The sequence below is a fragment of the Pseudomonas helvetica genome (genome assembly GCF_039908645.1).
GTDB classification, from domain to species: domain Bacteria; phylum Pseudomonadota; class Gammaproteobacteria; order Pseudomonadales; family Pseudomonadaceae; genus Aquipseudomonas; species Aquipseudomonas helvetica.
Map to the genome: position 1 here is coordinate 943,329 of NZ_CP150917.1, position 20,921 is coordinate 964,249.

A 20,921-nucleotide genomic window follows, 5' to 3' on the forward strand; every position below is an offset into this window, starting at 1 on the left:
ATACACGCGCTACTTGCTGTTATGTATTTTCTGCTATTTTCCTGGATATCCTCTTCCGTCCCGAACGTCCTACACGCTTGGGCAGCAGCATGTCGCGCTGCTGGATACCGTCCTGTCCAAATGGGGGCGGCCAATTTGTTGAGAAGCCATAGCAATGACACTCGAAGTAGTACCGGCGGCGCTTTATTCGATGCGCAACGTAAAGCCTATCCTCGCTGACGGTAGCTCGTCCATCCTCCATAAAACGCTTGAAACGAACCTGGAAAACAAGGCGATCTATATCGCCACGCCGTTGATCGTCTACATCAAGCAGGGCAAGCAGATTATTCGCGACTATGACGCCATGGCCAATGTCGTTGACGAGAATCATTTGATTTTCCTCTCCAAAGGCGTTTACACGGTATCGGACTACGTCACTGGCAGCGATATCTTCGAGGCGGTGCTGCTGTTTTTCGACGACAAGCTGATCGCCAAATACCTGTCGCGCGCGGTCGGCACAGGCAATTCGCACACGGACGGCCTGCAGAAAAACGTGCACGGCACTTATACCCTGCACGCCAATGAACAGATTCAGCGTTATATCGATTCGCTGAATTATGTCTACAAGGGCGCGGAGGGCTCCGACGCGCTGCTGGAATTGAAACTGCTCGAACTACTGCACTTGATCGCCATCCAGGACAAGTCCTTCCGTTTCCTGCGCGAGCTATCCTGCGGCGGCAGCCGCAAACGCCGCCTCATCACCGACTTCATGGAGCAATACTATTCGCACAAGCTGAAGATTGAAGACTATGCCCTGCTGGCGGGACGCAGCGTGTCGACCTTTATTCGCGACTTCAGGCGCAGCTACAACACCACCCCGAACCGCTGGATCATCGAAAAAAAAGTCGACATCGCGCATCAGCTGTTGACGGCTAAAAATTATTCCGTCACCGACGCGGCTGCGGAGGTGGGATATGAAAATACCTCCCACTTCATCAAGGTCTACAAGCAACGGTACGGTGTCACGCCGAAGAAAGCCAAGACCTTCGCGGCAGAACTGTAGCGCGACAAGGCCCAAGCCCCCCGCTGCCGCGACAGGGTGTTGTTGGGCGTGGTTGTAGGCGCCGACTAAATTTTGGTTCTTCACGGAATCCCGGGAAACACAGAAACAAGAACGCCGATTCTGTTGAAAAAGTCGATCTGCCCAAACTGCCCGATCATTGACTGGTGAAAACGCCTTTTTTGCACGCGGCTACGTAAAATCCGACTCTGGAAGCCTCTGCCAAAAGTAAAGATTTCAATCCCGGATGCGCACTTTTTGATGCGCAAACCATGGCCGAGTTTTTCAACAGAATCGGTCGATTCCGGCCTGTCACAACAGGCAGTTCCTGACCGAAAGCCCTCATCCATAATGCACGCGGCTGACCGCGTCAGAGTGTTTGGATGCGCTATTGGGGCAAGCCATTGCTCACGTTGAAGTCAAACGTATTCCCAGGGAGCGGATACCCGGTGCTGCGACCGCTGTATGACGTTTTGTCAGTCAATCTGTATCTAACGTTCCCCCCTTTGACCACCCTACTATCGCAGTCTTGGTCTGGCGGTTCCCTATGCGTATGACGCGCTGCGACTCGGCTGCGCGCGCTATCTGCTCTACCTTGCCTGGCAAGCGGTCAAGTCCAACACGCCGACCACGGCAGCATGCTGGCGCAATCCATCGTGCTCGGTTTTACGCAGATCGTCATTAGCGTGAGCGTCAACGCGCTGATTGCCGTCATGGCTGGCCCCATCGCGACATTTCTCGCCAGCAGGCCCGTGTGGCAGATCGTGCAACGCTGGCTGATGGGGACGGTCCGCGCGGGCTGGCCGTGCGCATGGCCGTGGAAGGGCGGCGCTGAACCGGTCTGTTTGCGGTTGGCGCGGCGCGGTAAACCTGCGTCACCCGGATTTGAGAGCGGCCCCTGTGCATCGCGCCGGGCGCACTAGAAAAAGATCCGAGTGGGTTATCGAAAGCCCCTGACCAACCACCCTGAACGATAAGGACATGAAATGTTGCGCATATTGGGTAAGGCATCGTCGATCAATGTACGAAAGGTACTTTGGGCATGCGCCGAGATCGAAATCCCCTTTGAGCGAGAGGATTGGGGGTCTGGCTTCAAGTCGACGCGCTCGCCCAAATTCATTTCGCTGAACCCCAACGCAACGGTGCCGGTGATCCTGGACGACGACTTCGTGCTCTGGGAGTCAAACTCGATCATTCGGTATTTGGCGTCTCGCTATAACGGAGGTCATTTTTACCCGGTCCAACCGAGAGCAAGAGCGCGGGTGGACCAATGGATAGACTGGCAAGCGTCGGACCTCAACAAATCGTGGACGTATGCCTTCATGTCGTTGGTCAGGCATTCGCCTGACCATCAGGACAGCAGAGCCTTGGCAGCCGCTTGCAGCCTGTGGTCAAGGCACATGGAGATCCTGAATCGACAACTCGAATCAACAGGAGCCTACGTCAGTGAAGACGGGTTTTCTCTCGCAGACATACCGATAGGCCTGTCGGTTAACCGGTGGTTTGAAACACCGCTCGATCATCCAGACTTTCCTGCTGTAAGTGCCTATTACGAACGGTTGAGTCGTCGACCTGGCTACCTCCTGCATGGAAGAAACGGGACTCCGTAATAGTTCAGCATGGTGTCAGGCGGCGCCAGGGACATTTGTTCCCATGCCCGACGGCAGAAACGGCCGAATTTCGTCGATTTCCGCCGTGTCAAGGCGCAACTCCGAGGCTGCAATCAGCCCGTCTACTTGTGAGGGACGGCGGGCACCGACAATAGCGCCCGTGACTACCGGTTTGCGAAGTACCCAGGCGATGGCAACCGCAGCAGCGCTCACCCCGTGCCTTTCTCCAATGCGTGCCATAACATCAACCAATGCCAGGTTCGCACTCAAACGGGGCTCCTGGAAGTCAGCACTTCGGGCCTTACGCCAGTCGTCTTCGGGCAGTTGCAAGATGCGTTCGCGTGTCATGCTGCCGGAAAGTAGCCCCGATTGAAGCGTGGAATAGGCAAGGACACCCATCCCGGCCCGCTCACAGAATGGCAGGACGTCCTTCTCGATGTCTCGCATCAAGGCGGAGTACGGCGGCTGGAGCGAAACGATCTCTGTCACCGCCTGTGCCCGCTTGAGTTGAGCGACATTGAAATTTGATACACCGATAGCGCGAATTTTTCCTTGATCGCGCGCGGTAGCCAAAGCCGAAAGCGCCATTTCAATACCTTCACTGCTTGCGTCGGCAGGAAAAGCAGGCCAGTGGATCTGATAAAGATCGATAGTCTCGACTTGAAGCCGGCGCAAGCTTGCGTCGATCTCGGCGAGCAAGGATTGGGGGGCCAGTGAGTGCGAAATCGCCTTCGTGACCGGGTCCCAGACCAAGCTGCCTTTGGTGAACACCAAAGGACGCCGCGAGGCCGGCACCCGACGCAGCAATTGCCCCACTAATTGCTCCGCATGGCCCAAGCCATAAACCGCAGCGGTATCAATCCAGTTCACGCCGCGTTCGACGGCATACTCAAGTGCGCTCAGGCTGTCCTTGTCATCCTGCGCTCCCCAACTGTACTCCCAACCGGTGCCGGCGATTGCCCATGTCCCCAGGCCAATAGGTGAAATAAGAAAATCCGATGAACCAAGACGATTCCGTTGCATAGCGACCTCTGCACAAATGATGTGAGAAGTATCCGAGAGAGATCTCACGACGATAAGATGAGTAATCGCATTTGAACTACTGAACGACATTCATGAGTCAGCCCCCCGATCTATCTGAACTCGATGCCTTTGCCGCCGTTGCTCGCCATCGCAGCTTTCGCAAGGCCGCCGACGAGCGTGGCGTTTCGGCTTCCGCGTTGAGTCACGCGATGCGCGCGTTGGAGGCGCGCCTGGGCGTCCGACTGCTCAACCGAACCACTCGTAGCGTAACCCCGACCGAAGCCGGACAGCAGCTATTGGCGACGCTGCTCCCGACCCTGCAGCAGGTTGCCGATACGTTGGCGCAATTGACCTCGATGCAGGAAGTGCCCACTGGCAAACTTCGACTCAACGTGGCGCGTCCGGCGGCTCGCATTGTGTTTGCGCAAGTGCTCGCGCCCTTCGTAGCCAGGTATCCACGCATTCAGTTGGACCTGATCACCGATGATGGATTGACCGATATCGTGAACGACGGCTTTGACGCTGGAGTCCGCTTTGGTGAAAGCCTGGCCGGCGACATGATCGCAGTCCCTGTCGGCGCACCTCAATCGTTCGTGACCGTTGCTGCGGATGCCTATCTGGCCGCGAAGGGGATCGCACACGCACCCCGCGACTTGCTCGACCATGCGTGCATTGCCAGACGTTTTCCCAGTGGCAAACTTTACGCCTGGGAATATCAAGCAGACGGTCAACCGATACGGTTGTCCGTCACAGGCCCGCTCATTCTGGAAGACGATGCGCTGATGATCCAAGCGGCGAAAGATGGCGCTGGTATTGCCTATGTCTACGAGGAACTGGCGCGCGACGATATCCGGAACGGGCATCTCAGAGAAATACTCCAGGAATGGAAAGCACCGCCAAGCCGATTCTTTCTTTATTACTCCAGCCGGCACCATGTGCCACCAGCCTTGAAAGCGTTCATCGAATTCATCAGGGCGGGTGACTTGCGAACCTGATTCAGAACCATCGCGACCGGCAGCTAAGGGGCGATTGTTGTCCTCGCGACCGGTTGAATCCACAGCCGAAAGTGGTCCCGCCAAGCAACTGGCCGATCCCACTTGCTCGCAAGCTCGACCCTAAAAAGGATGGCCGGCATTGATCCAGCTTTCGGTCTGCTCCTGGTTGGCCGAGAGTGTCGATACTTTCCTTGCTTCGGTCAGGACGTCGCAATGCTCGAACAGGCATTATCTGCTGCGTCGTACAAAGCACTTCCCGGTGGTTTCTTGTTATCCTGACTGCCTTCTTTCATGGACGAATACCGAGACAAGCCATGGCTAACCTCACCCCGTCACGCCTCGGGAAGATGCTTCAGGGGCTGCTCTTTGCCCTGATTGGTATCGGCTTGTTGGGCATTGCCGTCAATCTCACGCTTGAACGACGCGAATTCCTCGCCCACGCACAGACCGCCGATGGCATCGTCAGCCACTTGAATGCCGGTGGTTCGCATCCCGAAATCGCCTTCACCACCAGCAGTGGTGAAAAGATTTCCTACCCCCAGGGCGGCTTTATTTTTGGCTATCAGCAGGATCAGCCGGTGCGGGTGTATTACCTGCCCGAGCAGCCGGCCAGTAGCGCCGTGGTCGATACCCCTGCCGCACTGTGGGCCACTCCCGGGGTACTGGGTTGTATTGGTCTGCTGTTCACCCTTGCCGGCCTGTTAAGGGTTATCCGCCAGTGCGGTCGCGGCGCAGTTCATTCACATAAAGGACTTTGAACGATGAGCTACAACATCCCGATCCCGCTCAATGAGAGTCGCTGGCAGTATCAGACCGCCAGCGGTGGCGGTCTGACCGTAGCCCTGGTGGCGGGCAGTGGCGGTTCGATCATCCTGCGTTCGCCCCAGGGCGAGAACGTCAGCTACCGCTACGGCGGCGTCGGGTTGGGGGTCGGATTTGGCGCGCGCCTGCCGCGTTTCGGCAAGATCAATATCCAGCTCAAGGGTAAGAGCGTAGGGGCAGCCGGTGCTGCGGAGGCTTTTCCCAGCACTGGCAAGGTGTTTGTCAGCGACGCCCTGGTCAGTCGTGACCTGACCAGTGACGACATCACCGGGCCTTGCCTGTATACCGAAGTGGGGGCGGGGCTGGTGGTCGGTGGTTCGGCCACGGCCCTGTTGTTCGGGCTTGATCCCAAGCTGCTGGCGTTGGCGGCGGTTCTGAGCTCCAACCCGGCGACCTCGCTCATTGCCTCCTCCACGGTCAACCGGCAGTTGCTGCAGTCGGCCAAGGGGGCGGTGGTCATGGCCGGCATGAACGCTGGTGTGCAGGCCGGTGGAGGCGCCGCGATCTACATGGGCTATCTGTTCTAGTCGCGCATAGCAGGTCGATATAACGCCCACAAAAAAGCCGCGAATCAACGCGGCTTTTTCGATTTCAACAACGCTAGACGTTAAAACGTAAGTCTGACCTGCAGGTCCCGTTCTGCAAGGGGGGCTGTGCGCCATCCCGCGGAATATAGTCACCCTCGTATACACTTTGGCTTTTGCTACCCTCTTCGCAGCTCTAGAAGCCCGGTTAGTATCGCGTCCTTTATCGAGAGAGCGAATCACGGATTTTCGAGAGGTGAAAATAATAAAATGAGACTCCGTGACTTGGGAATGACCGCTGCTGACACTGCATGCAACTGATAAAGCGCAGAGGTAGTCATGCAGATCATTCGCCGGAAAGCCGTTTGCAAAAAGCTAGGGGGCATCAACCCTTCAACACTTTGGCGTCTTGAGCTAACGACCCTTCATTCCCACCTTCGGTGCGATTAAGCGGCGGAATAGTAGGGTGGTTCGAGCATGATATTGATCATTGGCTCGAATCCAAAGCAGCCAAACGGCCCACGGTAGCCGAATCCGCCGCTCGGCAGAACGCCTGAATGCAGAAGCCCGCTTTGGCGAGCGGGCTTCTGGTGACTACAGCAGGGGGTGTATGGCGCTCTTCAGCTTGGCGGTTGAAGAGTCACAATACGATGCAGCTACCGTGAAGTTAGCAGCCTAGCTCTCATCCCCGCTGTTCGCGAGTAAGTGTGCTCTGACGCACGAGAGGCGAGTGTGCCTGATGGGAAACTATTTCGAGAACAGCACACTAGTGGTAACGGAAGTATCGATGCCGCTGGCCGTTTGGATCTCAACGCCGGGGTCGCAAGCGCCGTGGATGCTAAAGGTAAAGGCATCAAGAGCATCATAGATGCGGCGGTGAAAGCCCTGTTTCCTGAAAACATCAGATCATTCATAATTCGCCCCACTCTCGACCTGATGATGGACCACCAGTTTTGATGACCTTTCATATCTGCCCTGCTCTGGGCTGCCCACCTAGGTGAGGCGCAGGATCGCCCGCTACACCATTCGACCTCAATCGCCAAGCTATCGTCCCACGCCAAAGCTCGAAGGCAAGGTGCTGGCGGGAGTGCGGATCGGCGAGCGGAATAACGAATTGCATTACCAATTCAGTGACGCCACCTGATCACGCCATAACCCCTGTAGGAGCCGGCTTTCTGGCGATCAATGCCTCGCGGTGTATCAGATACACCGCCATCGCCAGCAAGCTCGCTCCTACAAGGGCTACGGCGCTTCACCTATCGTTCAACGAGATAACCGATGCTATTCACACAAGCCACCCGCCTGGCCCAGATCAACAGCCCCCTCGGGCCGGATGTCCTGTTGCTCAAGGACTTCGGCGGTGGTGAGGAACTGGGCCGGCTGTTCGACTACGAATTGCACCTGACCTCCAACGACGGCAACCTGGACCTCAACCAGTTGCTGGGCAAGCCCATGAGCCTGTCGCTACAGGTCCAGGGCGGCCTGCGGTACTTCCACGGCATCGTCGCGCGCTGCAGCCAGAACGTCAGCCAGGGCCAGTTCGCCAGCTATTCGGTGACCCTGCGCCCCTGGCTCTGGCTGCTGACCCGCACTTCCGACTGCCGGATCTTCCAGCACCTGAGCGTCCCGCAGATCATCAAGCAGGTGTTCCGCGACCTGGGTTTCTCCGACTTCGAAGACGCCCTCAGCCAGCCCTATCGCGAGTGGGAATACTGCGTTCAATACCGCGAAAGCAGCTTCGAATTCGTCAGCCGGCTGATGGAACAGGAAGGTATCTACTACTACTTCCGCCACGAAAAGGATCGCCACGTGCTGGTCCTGGCCGACGCCTACGGTGCCCACCACAGCGCCCCGGGCTACGAGTCGCTGCCGTATTACCCGCCGGACGGCCAGCATCGCGAGCGCGATCACCTCAACGGCTGGCACCTGGCCCAGGAAGTCCAACCCGGTTCCCTGGAGCTCAACGACTACGACTTCCAGCGCCCCAGCGCGCGGATCGACGTGCGCTCGGCCATGCCGCGCCCGCACACCGCCGGCGACTATCCGCTGTATGACTACCCCGGCACCTACGTGCAGAGCCAGGACGGCGAGCACTACGCGCGCACCCGCATCGAAGCCATCCAGAGCCTGCATGAACGGGTCAAGCTCAACGGCAACGCCCGGGGCCTGGGCTCGGGGCATCTGTTCAGCCTCACCGGCTTCGGTCGCCAGGACCAGAATCGCGAATACCTGATCGTCGGCGCGCGTTACTACATCGCCCAGGAAGGCCTGGAAACCGGCGGCGCCTCGCCCGGTACGCAGTTCGAAAGCAGCCTCAGTTGCATCGACGCGCAACAGAGCTACCGCCCGCTGGCCAATACCGCGCGACCCACCGTCAAGGGACCGCAGACTGCCGTGGTGGTGGGACCGGCCGGCGAGGAAATCTGGACCGACCAGTTCGGCCGGGTCAAGGTGCACTTCCACTGGGACCGCCACGACCAGTCCAACGAAAACAGCTCCTGCTGGATTCGTGTGTCGCAGGCCTGGGCCGGCAAGAATTGGGGCTCGATGCAGATCCCGCGAATCGGCCAGGAAGTCATCGTCAGCTTCCTCGAAGGCGACCCCGACCGGCCAATCATCACCGGCCGGGTCTACAACGCCGAACAGACGGTGCCCTACGACCTGCCCGCCAACGCGACCCAGAGCGGCATGAAAAGCCGTTCGAGCAAAGGCGGCACGCCAGCCAACTTCAACGAAATCCGCATGGAAGACAAGAAAGGCGCCGAGCAGCTGTACATCCATGCCGAGCGCAACCAGGACATTGCCGTCGAGAATGACGAAAGCCACTGGGTCGGGCATGACCGGCGCAAGACCATCGACCATGACGAGACGGTTCATGTGAAGCATGACCGCAACGAGACAGTGGACAACAACGAAAGCATCACTGTGCATGCCAACCGCGACAAGACCGTCGACCGCAACGAGACAGTGAAGATTGGCATGAACAAGTCGGAAACCATCCTGATGGCGTCCTTGCAGAACGTTGGCATGGGCCGGATGGAAAACGTCGGATTTGGCTACAGCCTGAACGTCGGCATGATGATGAATACCGTCGTCGGCCTCAGCCAGACCACCCAGGTGCTGAAGAAGAAATCCGTTTCGGTGGGCGAGGCCTACCACATTGGCGTTGGCGGCGCAGAGGAGGGTTCGAGTATCAGCCTGGACGGCAACAGCATCAAGCTGGGCAGCAAGGTCATCGAGCTGACGGCCGACCAGGAGATTCGCCTATCGTGCGGCCAGAGCACCCTCCGCATAACGGCTTCGGAAATCGAGATTCTTTCGCCCAATGTCGACATCAACTGCTGAACGACAGCTATCAGGAACAGTTTTATGAGCGGCTCTGGCCTTCCCGTTTCCCATGTGGGTGAAAAGGTATCCGGCAATGTGATTGCCACAGGCTCCCCGAACGTGCATGTCGGCAGCATGGCCTCGGGCCTGGCTGATCGAGCCTCGGCCTGCGTGCCCTTCGTCGGCCAGCCAGTCAACCCCATACTGGGCTGCAAGCTGCTTCCCGAAGAGGTCGACTTCGCCCTGGCGGCGCCGGATACCTTCAGCTTCGGCCGTGGCTACCTGTCGAGCAACCCGAGGATCAGCCGACTTGGCCAGGGCTGGTGGCTACCGGGCGAAAGCCTGTTGCTGGAGCTGAACGCCGACGGCTGCGTGCTGATCGATGCCCAGGGCCGGCGCATCACCTTTCCACCACTGGCGCCTGGCGCGACCTGGTATTCAGGCAGCGAGCAGCTCTGGCTGCGCCGGGGCGACACCCCAGACGAGCGACAGGAGCATGTGGCCTGGACCGGGCGCTGGGCCAGGGTGGCACCGGCCCTGCAACGCAATCCACACGTGGTCGTCGTGCTCGACGGCAACAGCTACCTGAGCTTCGCGCGCCAGGCCAACGATCTCTGGCGCCTGCAATCGACCTTTGGCCGCAGCGGCTACCCGACCCTGTTCAACTGGAGCCCACGCGGATTCCTGACCAGTATTCGCGACAGCGCCGGACGAAGTTATGCGCTGGTCTACCAGCAGGTGTGCCAGGCACAACCGGGCGATGATGGCGTGCGCCTCTGCGGTGTGGTCCTGGCCAACCCGGACGGTCCTGTGCCCGAGCACTTCGATCCGCAGTCCAGTGGCAACGACTGGCTGGTGCGCTACCAATTCAATGAAAGCGGCGACCTGATCGCCGTACGCGACCGGCTGGGCGTCGTTGTCCGGGTGTTCGCCTGGAACAATCACATCATGGTTGCGCATAGCGAACCGGGCGGCCTGGAGGTGCGCTATGAATGGGACGGGCACCGGCCAGACGGGCGGGTGCTGAGGCAGATCGAAACCGATGGCCTGGTCCGGGAGTTTCGTTATTACAGCGATGCCACCGATGTGGTCGACAGCCTCGGGCGCACAGAACGTTATGAGTTCTCTGGCCAGGATGGCGAACGGCGCTGGACAGCGCTGATCCGGCCCGACGGCAGCCGCACGTCATTCGAGCACGACATGTTCGGCCGCCAGGTGGCCGTGCGCGATCCGCTGGGCCGCGAGTCACGCCGGCAGCTCGATGGACAGGGCCGGGTGCTGGCCGAGCGATCGCCAGGCAAGAAGCACTATCGCCAGACCCTCGACGAAGAAACCGGCCTGCTCAAGGAACTGATCGATGCCATGGGGCGGCGATGGATCTTCGAACGTAACGAGACCACCAGCCTGACTTGTGTGAGCGGGCCAACCGGGACGATTCGCTACCACTACGATGACTCCACCTTGCCCAACCGAGCCACCCGGATCAGCGACAGCAAGGGCGGGGTGAAACAGGTGCAATGGAACCGCCTGGGGCTGCCTTCCCGTATCACCGACTGCTCCGGACAGACCCATTCCTACGAATACGACAGCGAAGGGCGCCTACTTGCCGAGACCGATCCGGCAGGCCGCTCCACCTGCTACGTCTACAATCGGCTGGGACAGGTCATCGAAGTGACCCTGGCCGACGGCACCCGCCTGGCCTACCATTACGACGCTCAGGGCAGACAAACCCATATTGCCGATACACATGGGCACTGCACGCAACTGGAATGGGATCGGGTCGGACGCCTGGTCAGGGCCACCGACAGCACCGGTGATGCACTGGATTACCGCTACGACGCCGCCGGTCGACTGTGCAGGATCACCAACCAGAACGGCGCCCAGGCCACCTTCGCTTTCGACACAATGGACCGCCTGGTCGAAGAGAACGGCTTCGATGGCCGCCGCCAGCACTACCGCTATAACCTGGCCGGTGAGCTGGTCACCCGTATCGATGCCGAAGGCCGCGAGACGCACTATGAGTACAATCGCGATAGCCAGCTGATTCGCCGTCACCTGCCGGCGACTGCTACGGCAGACGCATTCAGCGAACACTACGGCTGGCTGCCGGACGGCCGTCTGGCCATGGTCAAAGGACCGGATTGCGAAGTGCGCCTGGCCTATGACCCGGCGGGCAACCTGAGCCTGGAAAGCCAGATCCATGCCGACGGCTGGGTCTACAGCGTCACCCATCAGCATGACGCCCTGGGCGTGCGCGAAAGCAGCCGCTATGGCGATGCGCCGCCGATTACCTGGCTGACGTATGGTTCGGGGCATCTGCATGGCGTGCTGGCGGCCCATGCCGAGATGGCCTTTGAACGTGACGCCCTGCACCGTGAACAGCGGCGCGAGGCACGTCTGAAGGGCAAGCCGCACGCCTTGCTGGAACAGGGGCGCGAACACGATGCCATGGGGCGCCTGACTCGCAGTCGGATCACCCTGGCCACTGCCGAGGACTGGCAACGCGAGTATCGCTATGATCCCCTGGGCCAGCTTGTACAGGTCGATGACAACCTCAGGCCCGGCCTGCGTTATCGCTACGACCGTGGCGGCCGGCTGGACGCCAGCCAGCACGGCAGCGAAGTGCCGAACATCTACCGCTACGACCCGGCCGGCAACCGGCTCGACAGCGGGCAGCAGCAGGCCGGTGACCAGCAACGGCAGTACGCCCACAACGAACTGTACCGCTCGGGCTATGTAGGCTCGCAATTCGACTCGCTCCAGGCAGCACAGCCGCCAGGAGCGTGGAGCGGCAATCGTGTCGAGCGCCTGGAAGGTCATGAGTACCGCTTCGATGCCCGGGGCAACCTGGTGGCGCGCCACGCTCCTGATGGAGAACACCTGCACCTGGAATACGACGGCGCCAACCGCCTGGTGAGTGCCACCCGCCAGCGGGCCGATGGCGTGATCACCCAGGCCCGCTATCGCTATGATGGTCTGTCCAGGCGTATCGCCAAGGTGGTCCGGCAAGACGATGGGCAACAGGTGATCCGCTTTGGCTGGGACGGCGAGCGGCAATGCGCCGAGGTATTCGACGACCTGCTGCGCACCACCGTGCATGAGCCCGACAGTTTCATCCCGCTGCTGCGCATCGAACAGAACCGCAAGCCTGACAGTGCGGACCTGCTGATGATTCGCCGCGAGATGGCTGCCGCTGACCAGCCACTGCCCGAGCAATGCCATCCGGTGCTGGGCGCGCCGGCCATCGGCTTCTTCCATACCGACCACATCGGCACGCCACTGCGTCTGGACAACGAACAGGGTCGAACGATCTGGCAGGCACATAATGACGATTGGCGTGCCGTGAAACAGGAAACCGGCCCGGCCGACCAGCCCATCCGTTTCCAGGGGCAATACCACGACCGGGAAAGCGGCCTGTACTACAACCGCCACCGCTACTACCTGCCCGAAGCGGGCCGTTATGCCAGCCAGGATCCGATCGGTTTTCGGGGCGGGCCGAATGCCTATGCCTATGCGCTGAATGCGCCTTCGGTGGCCTATGACCCGAGTGGGTTGATCGTGCCGCTGTTGATCATCGGCGGTTTTCTGGCCAGGGCAGCTCTGGGAGCCACCATCGAAGTAGGCATGCAGGCCGGCAAACAGGTTCTGGGGCAGATGAAGGATAACTGGGATAACGACAGGGAACTGACGGATATCAAGTGGAGATGCATTGATATTAATCTCAAGCATGTGGGTGTCGCGGCTGCGGCCGGGGCATTGGCTCCAGGCATGCTCAGCTCGGCTAAAACGGTCTATAAGTCGGCCAAAGCCTACCGAGCGTTGTCAGGCCAGGCCGCCAACACGGCCAATCGAGCCGCAAAACTGGCCGTGCGCAAGGCGGCTCATGCCGACACGATCAAAACAGCCGTGAAAGTTCAGGCGGGTTTCCAGGTCAGCAAAGCCATTGTCAAGTGTGTGTCCAAATATGAAGAAGACGAGTGCTAATAACCATGGTTCAGACCATCAAGGAAATTTTGCTCTACGCAGTCATTTTTCTGCCCTTCGCGTTGCTCTACAACATTCTGGAGATATACTTTGGCGACTCATGGTGGCCGGCGATCATCGTGATCACTCTGATGTTGATTGCACGCGTGAGCCTGTACCTGTACCGACGCCACAAAGGCATTCGCGACACCTGGCTGGATCCATAAGATCAGCACGCCATGATGCGACAACTCCACCTCGGCTCTCCGAACGGTGGCCGAGTGACGCTCTCCAGAACACGGCGTACGGCCTCTTCGGGCAATGAGCTTTTGCGACCGCGTCCCGGTTTGTCGAGCAAACCGTCCAATCGCAGGGTTCGGAAACTCTGGCACCAACTGGTGACCGTGGGCAGTGATAGTCCCGTCAGGCGCGCGATCTCCACTCGCGAGCAGCCTTGGGCTGCCAGCAGGATCACTCGGGCACGACGACCGTCGCGCTGACTGATCGTGGCCGAACGAACTCGGCGGCTCAGTTCGACCTGCTATTCTGGGCTGAGAATAATTTCCTGAGCGTTCATTGGCGTTCCCCCGAGCGCTGGATGACAGGGGAAGTGTAGCCAACATCAGAGGAAAATAATTTCGAGAACAGCACGCTAGGTCGGCGACTAGGTCCGGTGGTAAGTCAACGATAACGTCGCCGCTTCCATCCGCAGGATCTTGGCATTTCACTATCCAACGTTGGGCTTTGTTCATGGTGTCGTTCGAGCTGCGTTACTGGGGGGCATTATGCTCGCGGTGCCTTACCCAATTGAAGCGTAATCCTGAGCAGTAATGCCCCTTCATGTAAAATTGGCATGTGCCAAGATAGGTAAGGCGAATATCTCGTGATCCGAATCCATCGTTAACGCTATATGGATTTTGTGTACTAGTGATATTGCCATGGTTTCTGCTCTAGCGATTTAAAGTCAGGTAGTAGTTGCATTAAACGAAACTCTTCTTCCTGTTCTTTAACTAGTGCTTCGTCCGGCTCGAAGTCAATTGATTCTACGGTGAGGGCCATCGCTCTATGGAGGGGTTCAATAAGCGGCGACGCCAGCTCAAAAAGTTGCCTACCAACAGCGTCGTTATGGGCGACCTGCTTAGAAAAATCTTTACCGTATTCGAACATTGTGATTGTGGTGCTTCAATCTAATTTTGATTTGTTCGTGGAAAACAAATTTAGCATTACGCATTTCATTGCCAGGGTAGTGTTAGCAGTTAAATCAGTGAACGAGGGTAGGGGGGCTTTTCGATTTTTCTAAAATTTCATTAATGACTATTTCTAGGCGATCAGCCGTGGCATCGTGCGATTTAATCTGACTAGAAATCTTGATGCTCTCATCAGAGCCATGATCAAAGTGTTCGACATCTAGCTCGTCGACCAGCTTTAGGGATTGAGTAAGGCGCCTAGCATCCGAAGCGGCTTTTCTCAAAGATCGCAATCTTGGTTGGATGTCTGCGGACTGAAGCTCAAAGAAAGTTTCCCCCGGTTTCTCTAAGGCTTCAAACAGCGCGGTGCGCTGATCATCAGAAAGTATCTGAGTCTCAACGTGCTCTAAGATACGCCCAATCAGCGCGAGTCTAAAAGCTGCGCAATCCATCTCGCTATCAACTCTAAGCATGTGAAGCCTCCGTTTTCCACTGATCCAGCTGATCGGCCCAGTGCTGCATCATCTTGATCCGCTCATCCATATACGTTGCGTGATTATATGCACGGCGCACAGCGTTCGGCTCTGCATGGGCGAGTTTGGCTTCAATTGCGTCCGCCCTGTAACCCATTTCATTGAGCCTAGTGCTTCCGGTGGTCCGCGTACCGTGTGGACTATAGATTGTCGCCCATCCAAGCTTTTTCAGCGCCTGACGAAAGGATGCGTCGGCCATCGGCCGCTGGCGATCGTCCCGATTAGGAAAAACGTATGTACCATGCCCGGTAATCGGGTGCATCGCCTTCAGGATTGAAATTGCTTGGCGAGGTAAGGGAAGCGTGTGCTCCCTTCTGGCTTTCATCCGCTCCTTCGGGATCTTCCATAAGGCATTTGGGAGGTCGAACTCCTGCCATTGAGCTTGCACGCTTTCGTTGGCACGGGTCAGCGTCAACCACATGAGTTGAAAGCCATGACGGTTTGAAAGTGACCTCCATGTGATTCGAAAGCGTTGAGCAGGTTGCCAACCTGGACAGGGGATAGTGCCGCTTTGTGTTGTGTCTTGTTCGGTGGCAAAGCCTTTCTTACTGGTCAAACAGGGTCACTGTCGGCTCTCAGGGTTGCGACAGCTAATTCGAATACTGCCGACATCGTGCGTTTAGCTTCCGCCGCAATGGATGGTGCGCCACGCCTAACCGTCCTGTTAAGAATGTCTAAAACGTGCGCTGGCTTGATAGTCCGCACGGGGAGTTTTCCAATTGATGGAAACACAACTCTTTTGAGCATCCCCAGGCGACGTGTTTTCGTCACAGGCTCCCAGTCTTTCAATGCGAGCCATTCCGAGGCGACAGATTCGAACGTATTCGAGGCATCAAGCTCTCGCGTAATTTTCTCCAATTGCCGATTCTGTACTGGGCTAATTCCCTGTCTGACTAGCCTGCGAGCCCCGTCGCATTTCTCGCGAGCATTTGCCAGCGAGATACTAGGGTAGTCGCCTAGAGCGAACCAGGAGACCTGTCCACTCAGTTTGAATCGGTAACGCCAAGCGCGCACGCCGTTCGGTTTCACCTCTAGATAAAGGCCTCTAGCATCGTTGATGCGGTACAGCTTGGCTTTGGGCTTGGCAGCCCGGCAGTGAGCGTCCGTAAGCATCCAGGCACTGTCCCTTTTCGGAAAATTGCCGTCGTATACACCTAGTCGAGGGCTGTCCAAGAACCGTATACACCGGTGTAGTCGTTTTTTTGTGCATGCTGCTGCAATCTCATGCATGCCATAGAAACGCGAAAGCCCCCAGTAATGGGGGCTTTCTGGAGATTTCTGAGCTGCAATGCAACCCTAAGCAATCACCTACAATGCCAACTACAACTTAGACGTTGAAGCGGAAGTGCATCACATCGCCGTCTTTGACGATGTAATCCTTGCCTTCCAGACGCCATTTACCGGCTTCTTTGGCACCGGCTTCGCCTTTGTACTGGATGAAGTCGTTGTAGGCGATGACTTCGGCGCGAATGAAGCCTTTCTCGAAGTCGGTGTGGATCACGCCAGCGGCTTGTGGTGCGGTGGCACCGACGCGGACGGTCCAGGCGCGGACTTCTTCAACGCCGGCGGTGAAATAGGTCTGCAGGTGCAGCATTTCGTAGCCAGCGCGGATTACGCGGTTCAGGCCAGGTTCTTCGAGACCCAGGGCTTCGAGGAACATGTCTTTTTCTTCGCCGTCTTCAAGTTCGGCGATTTCCGCTTCGATCTTGTTGCAGACCGGCACAACCATTGCGCCTTCTTCTTCGGCGATGGCCTTGACCACGTCGAGTAGCGGGTTGTTTTCGAAGCCGTCTTCGGCAACGTTGGCGATGTACATGACCGGTTTGGTGGTCAGCAGGTGGAAGCCACGGATCACCGCTTTCTCATCGGTGCTCATGTTCTTCATCAGGCTGCGCGCAGGCTTGCCGATGGTGAAGTGAGCGATCAACTGCTCCAGCAGGCCTTTCTGAACCACGGCGTCCTTGTCACCGCCCTTGGCGTTGCGGGTGACTTTCTGCAGTTGCTTCTCGCAGCTATCGAGGTCGGCGAAGATCAGTTCGAGGTCGATGATCTCGATGTCGCGTTTCGGGTCGACGCTGTTGGAAACGTGAATCACGTTCTCGTCTTCGAAGCAGCGGACCACGTGAGCGATGGCATCGGTTTCGCGGATGTTGGCCAGAAACTTGTTGCCCAGACCTTCACCTTTCGAGGCGCCGGCAACCAGGCCGGCGATGTCGACGAATTCCATGGTGGTCGGCAGGATGCGCTTTGGATTGACGATGGCCGCCAGGGCCTCCAGACGCTTATCCGGCATCGGCACGATACCGGTATTCGGTTCGATGGTGCAGAAGGGGAAGTTCTCGGCCGCGATACCGGATTTGGTCAGGGCGTTGAACAGGGTGGACTTGCCGACGTTAGGCAGGCCGACGATGCCGCAATTGAATCCCATGGTGTTTCCCCTAGGAGTTAGAGTCAGGCCTTCTGGCTGTGCAGGTTTTTCATCGCGCGGTTCCATTCTCCGGCGAGGATATCCGGCAGCACGCCGAGGGCAAAGTCGATGCTGGCATCGAGTTTTTCCTGTTCGGCGCGTGGCGCACGACCCAGGACAAAGTTTGAAACCATACTGGCAACGCCTGGGTGGCCAATGCCGAGCCGCAAGCGGTAAAAGGTATTTTGATTGCCCAGTTGCGCGATGATGTCGCGCAACCCGTTGTGACCGCCATGCCCGCCGCCCTGCTTGAGCTTGGCAACGCCGGGTGGCAAGTCGAGTTCGTCATGCGCCACCAGTATTTCTTCCGGTTTGATCCGGAAGAAACCGGCAAGAGCCGCCACGGCCTGGCCGCTACGGTTCATGTAGGTGGTGGGAATCAACAGACGAACATCCTGACCCTGATACGAGAAGCGCCCGGTCAGGCCGAAATATTTGCGATCGGCCACAAGGTTGACGCCTTGTGCTTGCGCGATGCGCTCAACAAAAAAGGCCCCTGCGTTATGCCGGGTCTGTTCGTATTCGGCGCCTGGATTTCCCAGGCCAACGATCAGTTTTATGGCAGTCACATCAGGGGCCCTTCTTTGGAGTGGTGGATAACATCGCTGCAATGGGGGTGTGCGGCGAAAGTGGACGAAAAATGCTCATTTACCATTATGTAAACTTCGCGTTCCCGCCCGCTTTCTCGCTACGTTCCAGTCCGCGATGTTACTGGGTCACTCCAGCGTACAGAGTGAATTACTCTGCAGCGCCTTCTGCAGCTTCTGGAGCAACACGTGGAGCGTGAACGTTGGCAACAGCCAGGTCGTTACCGTGAGCCAGAGCAACAAATTCAACGCCTTTAGGGGCCTTGAGGTCGGACAGGTGAATGATCGAACCGATTTCGGCGTTAGCCAGGTCGACTTCGATGAATTCAGGCAGGTCTTTTGGCAGGCAGGAAACTTCAACTTCAGCAACAACGTGCGAAATTTCGCCGCCTTTTTTCACTGCAGCAGCTTCGTTGACGAAGTGCACAGGAACGTGAGCGGACAGTTTCTGACCAGCAACAACGCGTACGAAGTCAGCGTGCATCACGTGGCCTTTGGCCGGGTGACGCTGCAGAGCCTTGATGATTACGTTTTGCTTGGTGCCGCCAACATTCAGCTCGATGATGTGGCTGTAAGCCGCTTCGTTTTCGAGCAGTTTGGCAACTTCTTTGGCCAGCATGCTGATGGATTCAGGGGCTTTTTCGCCACCGTAAACTACAGCTGGAACCAGGCTTGCGAGACGACGCAGGCGGCGGCTCGCACCTTTCCCCAGGTCGGAACGCACTTCAGCATTCAGAGTAAAATCGTTCATGTTGTATCTCCAAAATAACCACATTCGCCCCAGCGTTTGCGACCAGCGCTAAAGGCGATATGGGCAAAAAAGCCCCGCCCCGACAGGTTATGCCGGGGCGGGGCGCTTTTCGTCATCGAGATGTATCCGAAGGGCAGGGCCCTTAGCGGAACATCGCGCTGATCGATTCTTCGTTGCTGATGCGGCGAACTGCTTCGGCAACTACCGGTGCGATATCCAGTTGGCGGATACGTGCACAGGCTTGTGCTGCAGCGGACAGCGGGATGGTGTTAGTCACCACCAGCTCGTCCAGCACGGAATTTTCAATGTTTTCGATGGCCCGACCCGACAGCACAGGGTGTGTGCAGTAGGCAAAGACTTTGGCAGCGCCATGCTCTTTCAAGGCTTTAGCCGCGTGGCACAGAGTGCCGGCGGTATCGACCATGTCGTCAACCAGAATACAGGTACGCCCTTCGACATCACCGATGATATGCATCACTTCAGAGTGATTGGCTTTCTCACGGCGCTTGTCGATGATCCCGAGATCCACGCCCAGGGATTTGGCAACAGCACGTGCACGCACGACGCCGCCAATGTCCGGGGACACGATCATCAGGTTTTCGAAGCGTTGATCTTCGATGTCATCCACCAGTACCGGGGAGCCGTAGATGTTATCTACCGGAATATCGAAGAAGCCCTGGATCTGGTCAGCATGCAAATCAACCGTGAGAACACGATCGATGCCGACTACGGTAAGCATGTCAGCGACGACTTTCGCGCTGATAGCCACACGTGCGGAACGCGGACGGCGATCCTGACGGGCATAACCAAAGTAGGGGATCACCGCAGTGATTCGAGTGGCTGAGGAACGACGGAAGGCATCAGCCATCACGACGAGTTCCATCAGGTTATCGTTGGTCGGAGCGCAAGTCGGCTGAATAATGAAGACGTCTTTACCGCGGACGTTTTCATTGATCTCGGCAGTGATTTCGCCGTCGGAGAACTTACCGACAGAAATGTCACCGAGAGGGATATGCAGCTGACGTACGACACGCCGAGCCAGATCGGGGTTAGCGTTCCCCGTAAAGACCATCATCTTGGACACGCGCAGTACCTGAAGGCTGAGGGTAACCTGGATGAGTATAGGAAAATGGCAGGGGCGGCTGGATTCGAACCAACGCATGGCAGGATCAAAACCTGCTGCCTTACCGCTTGGCGACGCCCCTGTATCTGTTGCAACGAGTACCCAGTACCCGGTTCTTTTAGAGCAGACTTTGCAGCTTGCGATGCAACATCGAAACGTTGCTTCCTTTTGCTACAAACCCTGTAAGGGTCTCTGTAAGAAGGGCCGAGACTTTATCAGCTTCAGCTTTGCTTGGGAAGCCCCCAAACACACAACTTCCAGTTCCGGTGAGTTTTGCTTCGGTAAATTTACCTAACAAATTCAAAGCGTTACGTACCTCTGGATAACGCCTTGTTACCACCGGTAAGCAGTCATTTCGACTGTTTCCCTTGGGAACGGGGCGCACTTTAATGGGAGAAGAGTTACGTGTCAACAGCGGATCTGAAAAAATTTCTGCTGTACTTACAGATACTTGCGGCACCAGCACGAGATACCACGGTTCTTCCGGGTCTACAGGGGTGAGCTTTTCTCCCACGCCTTCAGCAAAAGCCGCATGCCCACGGACGAAAACCGGGACGTCTGCGCCCAGCGTCAGGCCCAGCGTGGCCAGTTGATCCTCGCCCCAGCCCAGTTGCCAGAGATGATTGAGGCCCAGCAGCGTGGTGGCCGCATTCGAACTGCCGCCGCCGATTCCGCCGCCCATGGGCAGGATTTTTTCGATCCAGATATCAATGCCCAGTGAACAACCGGATTGTTCCTGAAGTTTTTTGGCGGCTTTGACGATCAGGTTGCTGTCGTGAGGGACGCCTTCGAACTCGGTGTGCAGGCGAATGACACCGTCATCGCGTACGGCGAAGGTGATTTCGTCGCCGTAATCGAGAAATTGAAACAGCGTCTGCAACTCGTGGTAGCCGTCTTCACGGCGGCCCAGGATATGCAGCATCAAATTCAGTTTTGCCGGCGAGGGCAGGGTCAGGCGAGTGGCAGGCAT

The 20,921-nt window shown here is 57.6% G+C and carries 18 protein-coding genes, 1 tRNA gene and 3 pseudogenes; 11 read left to right on the forward strand and 11 right to left on the reverse strand.

The features are described from left to right. Nucleotides 1-154 precede the first annotated feature (154 nt). From AABM55_RS04175 to AABM55_RS04185, 3 genes and pseudogenes are all read left to right on the forward strand, one after another. Nucleotides 155-1,042, forward strand: a complete 888-nt coding sequence (locus AABM55_RS04175; protein ID WP_347928895.1) for an AraC family transcriptional regulator — start codon at nt 155-157, stop codon at nt 1,040-1,042. 522 nt (nt 1,043-1,564) lie between these two features. Then, nucleotides 1,565-1,874: pseudogene (locus AABM55_RS04180) on the forward strand (LysE family translocator); the annotation flags it as partial. A gap of 151 nt (nt 1,875-2,025) precedes the next feature. Then, nucleotides 2,026-2,649, forward strand: coding sequence for a glutathione S-transferase family protein (locus AABM55_RS04185; protein ID WP_054595610.1), 624 nt, complete (start codon nt 2,026-2,028; stop codon nt 2,647-2,649). 15 nt (nt 2,650-2,664) lie between these two features. On the opposite strand, the gene AABM55_RS04190 is transcribed toward AABM55_RS04185, so the two are convergent. Further along, nucleotides 2,665-3,672: an aldo/keto reductase gene (locus AABM55_RS04190; protein ID WP_103318476.1), complete on the reverse strand. Its 1,008-nt coding sequence runs from the start codon at nt 3,670-3,672 to the stop codon at nt 2,665-2,667. Between the two features lie 92 nt (nt 3,673-3,764). Between AABM55_RS04190 and AABM55_RS04195 the strand changes: the two genes are divergently transcribed. From AABM55_RS04195 to AABM55_RS04230, 8 genes are all read left to right on the forward strand, one after another. Further along, entirely contained in the window at nt 3,765-4,667 is a 903-nt protein-coding gene (locus AABM55_RS04195; RefSeq protein WP_347928896.1) for a LysR family transcriptional regulator, read from the forward strand. Between the two features lie 314 nt (nt 4,668-4,981). Continuing rightward, complete coding sequence (locus AABM55_RS04200; protein ID WP_347928897.1) at nt 4,982-5,425, forward strand: DUF3592 domain-containing protein; 444 nt, start codon at nt 4,982-4,984, stop codon at nt 5,423-5,425. 3 nt (nt 5,426-5,428) lie between these two features. Next, nucleotides 5,429-6,016, forward strand: a complete 588-nt coding sequence (locus AABM55_RS04205) for a hypothetical protein (RefSeq protein ID WP_253416760.1) — start codon at nt 5,429-5,431, stop codon at nt 6,014-6,016. A 437-nt stretch (nt 6,017-6,453) separates the two neighbouring features. Further along, the gene (locus tag AABM55_RS04210) at nt 6,454-6,570 is read left to right on the forward strand and encodes a hypothetical protein (RefSeq protein WP_347928898.1); all 117 of its coding nucleotides are present in this window, start codon (nt 6,454-6,456) and stop codon (nt 6,568-6,570) included. A 175-nt stretch (nt 6,571-6,745) separates the two neighbouring features. Then, nucleotides 6,746-6,970 (forward strand): hypothetical protein, encoded by a 225-nt coding sequence (locus AABM55_RS04215; RefSeq protein ID WP_347928899.1) that lies wholly within the window; start codon nt 6,746-6,748, stop codon nt 6,968-6,970. 321 nt (nt 6,971-7,291) lie between these two features. After that, nucleotides 7,292-9,358 carry a type VI secretion system tip protein TssI/VgrG gene (gene tssI / locus AABM55_RS04220; protein WP_347928900.1) on the forward strand — a complete coding sequence of 689 codons (2,067 nt, stop codon included), beginning with the start codon at nt 7,292-7,294 and terminating at the stop codon, nt 9,356-9,358. A gap of 24 nt (nt 9,359-9,382) precedes the next feature. Further along, entirely contained in the window at nt 9,383-13,324 is a 3,942-nt protein-coding gene (locus tag AABM55_RS04225) for an RHS repeat-associated core domain-containing protein (RefSeq protein ID WP_347928901.1), read from the forward strand. Between the two features lie 5 nt (nt 13,325-13,329). Continuing rightward, nucleotides 13,330-13,530: a hypothetical protein gene (locus AABM55_RS04230; RefSeq protein WP_258696797.1), complete on the forward strand. Its 201-nt coding sequence runs from the start codon at nt 13,330-13,332 to the stop codon at nt 13,528-13,530. 8 nt (nt 13,531-13,538) lie between these two features. Here the strand turns inward: AABM55_RS04230 and AABM55_RS04235 are convergent. The 10 genes and pseudogenes from AABM55_RS04235 to ispE form a co-directional block, all read right to left on the reverse strand. Beyond that, nucleotides 13,539-13,835: pseudogene (locus AABM55_RS04235) on the reverse strand (helix-turn-helix domain-containing protein); the annotation flags it as partial. A 392-nt stretch (nt 13,836-14,227) separates the two neighbouring features. Next, complete coding sequence (locus AABM55_RS04240) at nt 14,228-14,470, reverse strand: hypothetical protein (RefSeq protein WP_347928902.1); 243 nt, start codon at nt 14,468-14,470, stop codon at nt 14,228-14,230. A gap of 94 nt (nt 14,471-14,564) precedes the next feature. Further along, entirely contained in the window at nt 14,565-14,963 is a 399-nt protein-coding gene (locus AABM55_RS04245) for a hypothetical protein (protein ID WP_347928903.1), read from the reverse strand. Further along, nucleotides 14,956-16,136, reverse strand: a pseudogene (locus AABM55_RS04250) (tyrosine-type recombinase/integrase). The gene AABM55_RS04245 and the pseudogene AABM55_RS04250 overlap by 8 nt, the downstream one beginning before the upstream one ends. Before the next feature lie 214 nt (nt 16,137-16,350). Then, on the reverse strand, nt 16,351-17,451 hold the full coding sequence (ychF, locus tag AABM55_RS04255; RefSeq protein WP_347928904.1) for a redox-regulated ATPase YchF: 1,101 nt from the start codon (nt 17,449-17,451) through the stop codon (nt 16,351-16,353). A 23-nt stretch (nt 17,452-17,474) separates the two neighbouring features. Further along, nucleotides 17,475-18,059, reverse strand: a complete 585-nt coding sequence (gene pth / locus AABM55_RS04260) for an aminoacyl-tRNA hydrolase (RefSeq protein WP_054595616.1) — start codon at nt 18,057-18,059, stop codon at nt 17,475-17,477. A gap of 169 nt (nt 18,060-18,228) precedes the next feature. Then, nucleotides 18,229-18,828 (reverse strand): 50S ribosomal protein L25/general stress protein Ctc, encoded by a 600-nt coding sequence (locus AABM55_RS04265; protein WP_054595617.1) that lies wholly within the window; start codon nt 18,826-18,828, stop codon nt 18,229-18,231. Between the two features lie 142 nt (nt 18,829-18,970). Next, nucleotides 18,971-19,912 (reverse strand): ribose-phosphate pyrophosphokinase, encoded by a 942-nt coding sequence (locus AABM55_RS04270; RefSeq protein WP_003171603.1) that lies wholly within the window; start codon nt 19,910-19,912, stop codon nt 18,971-18,973. Between the two features lie 46 nt (nt 19,913-19,958). After that, nucleotides 19,959-20,033 (reverse strand) — tRNA-Gln (locus AABM55_RS04275). A 36-nt stretch (nt 20,034-20,069) separates the two neighbouring features. Next, the gene (gene ispE / locus AABM55_RS04280; protein WP_347928905.1) at nt 20,070-20,921 is read right to left on the reverse strand and encodes a 4-(cytidine 5'-diphospho)-2-C-methyl-D-erythritol kinase; all 852 of its coding nucleotides are present in this window, start codon (nt 20,919-20,921) and stop codon (nt 20,070-20,072) included.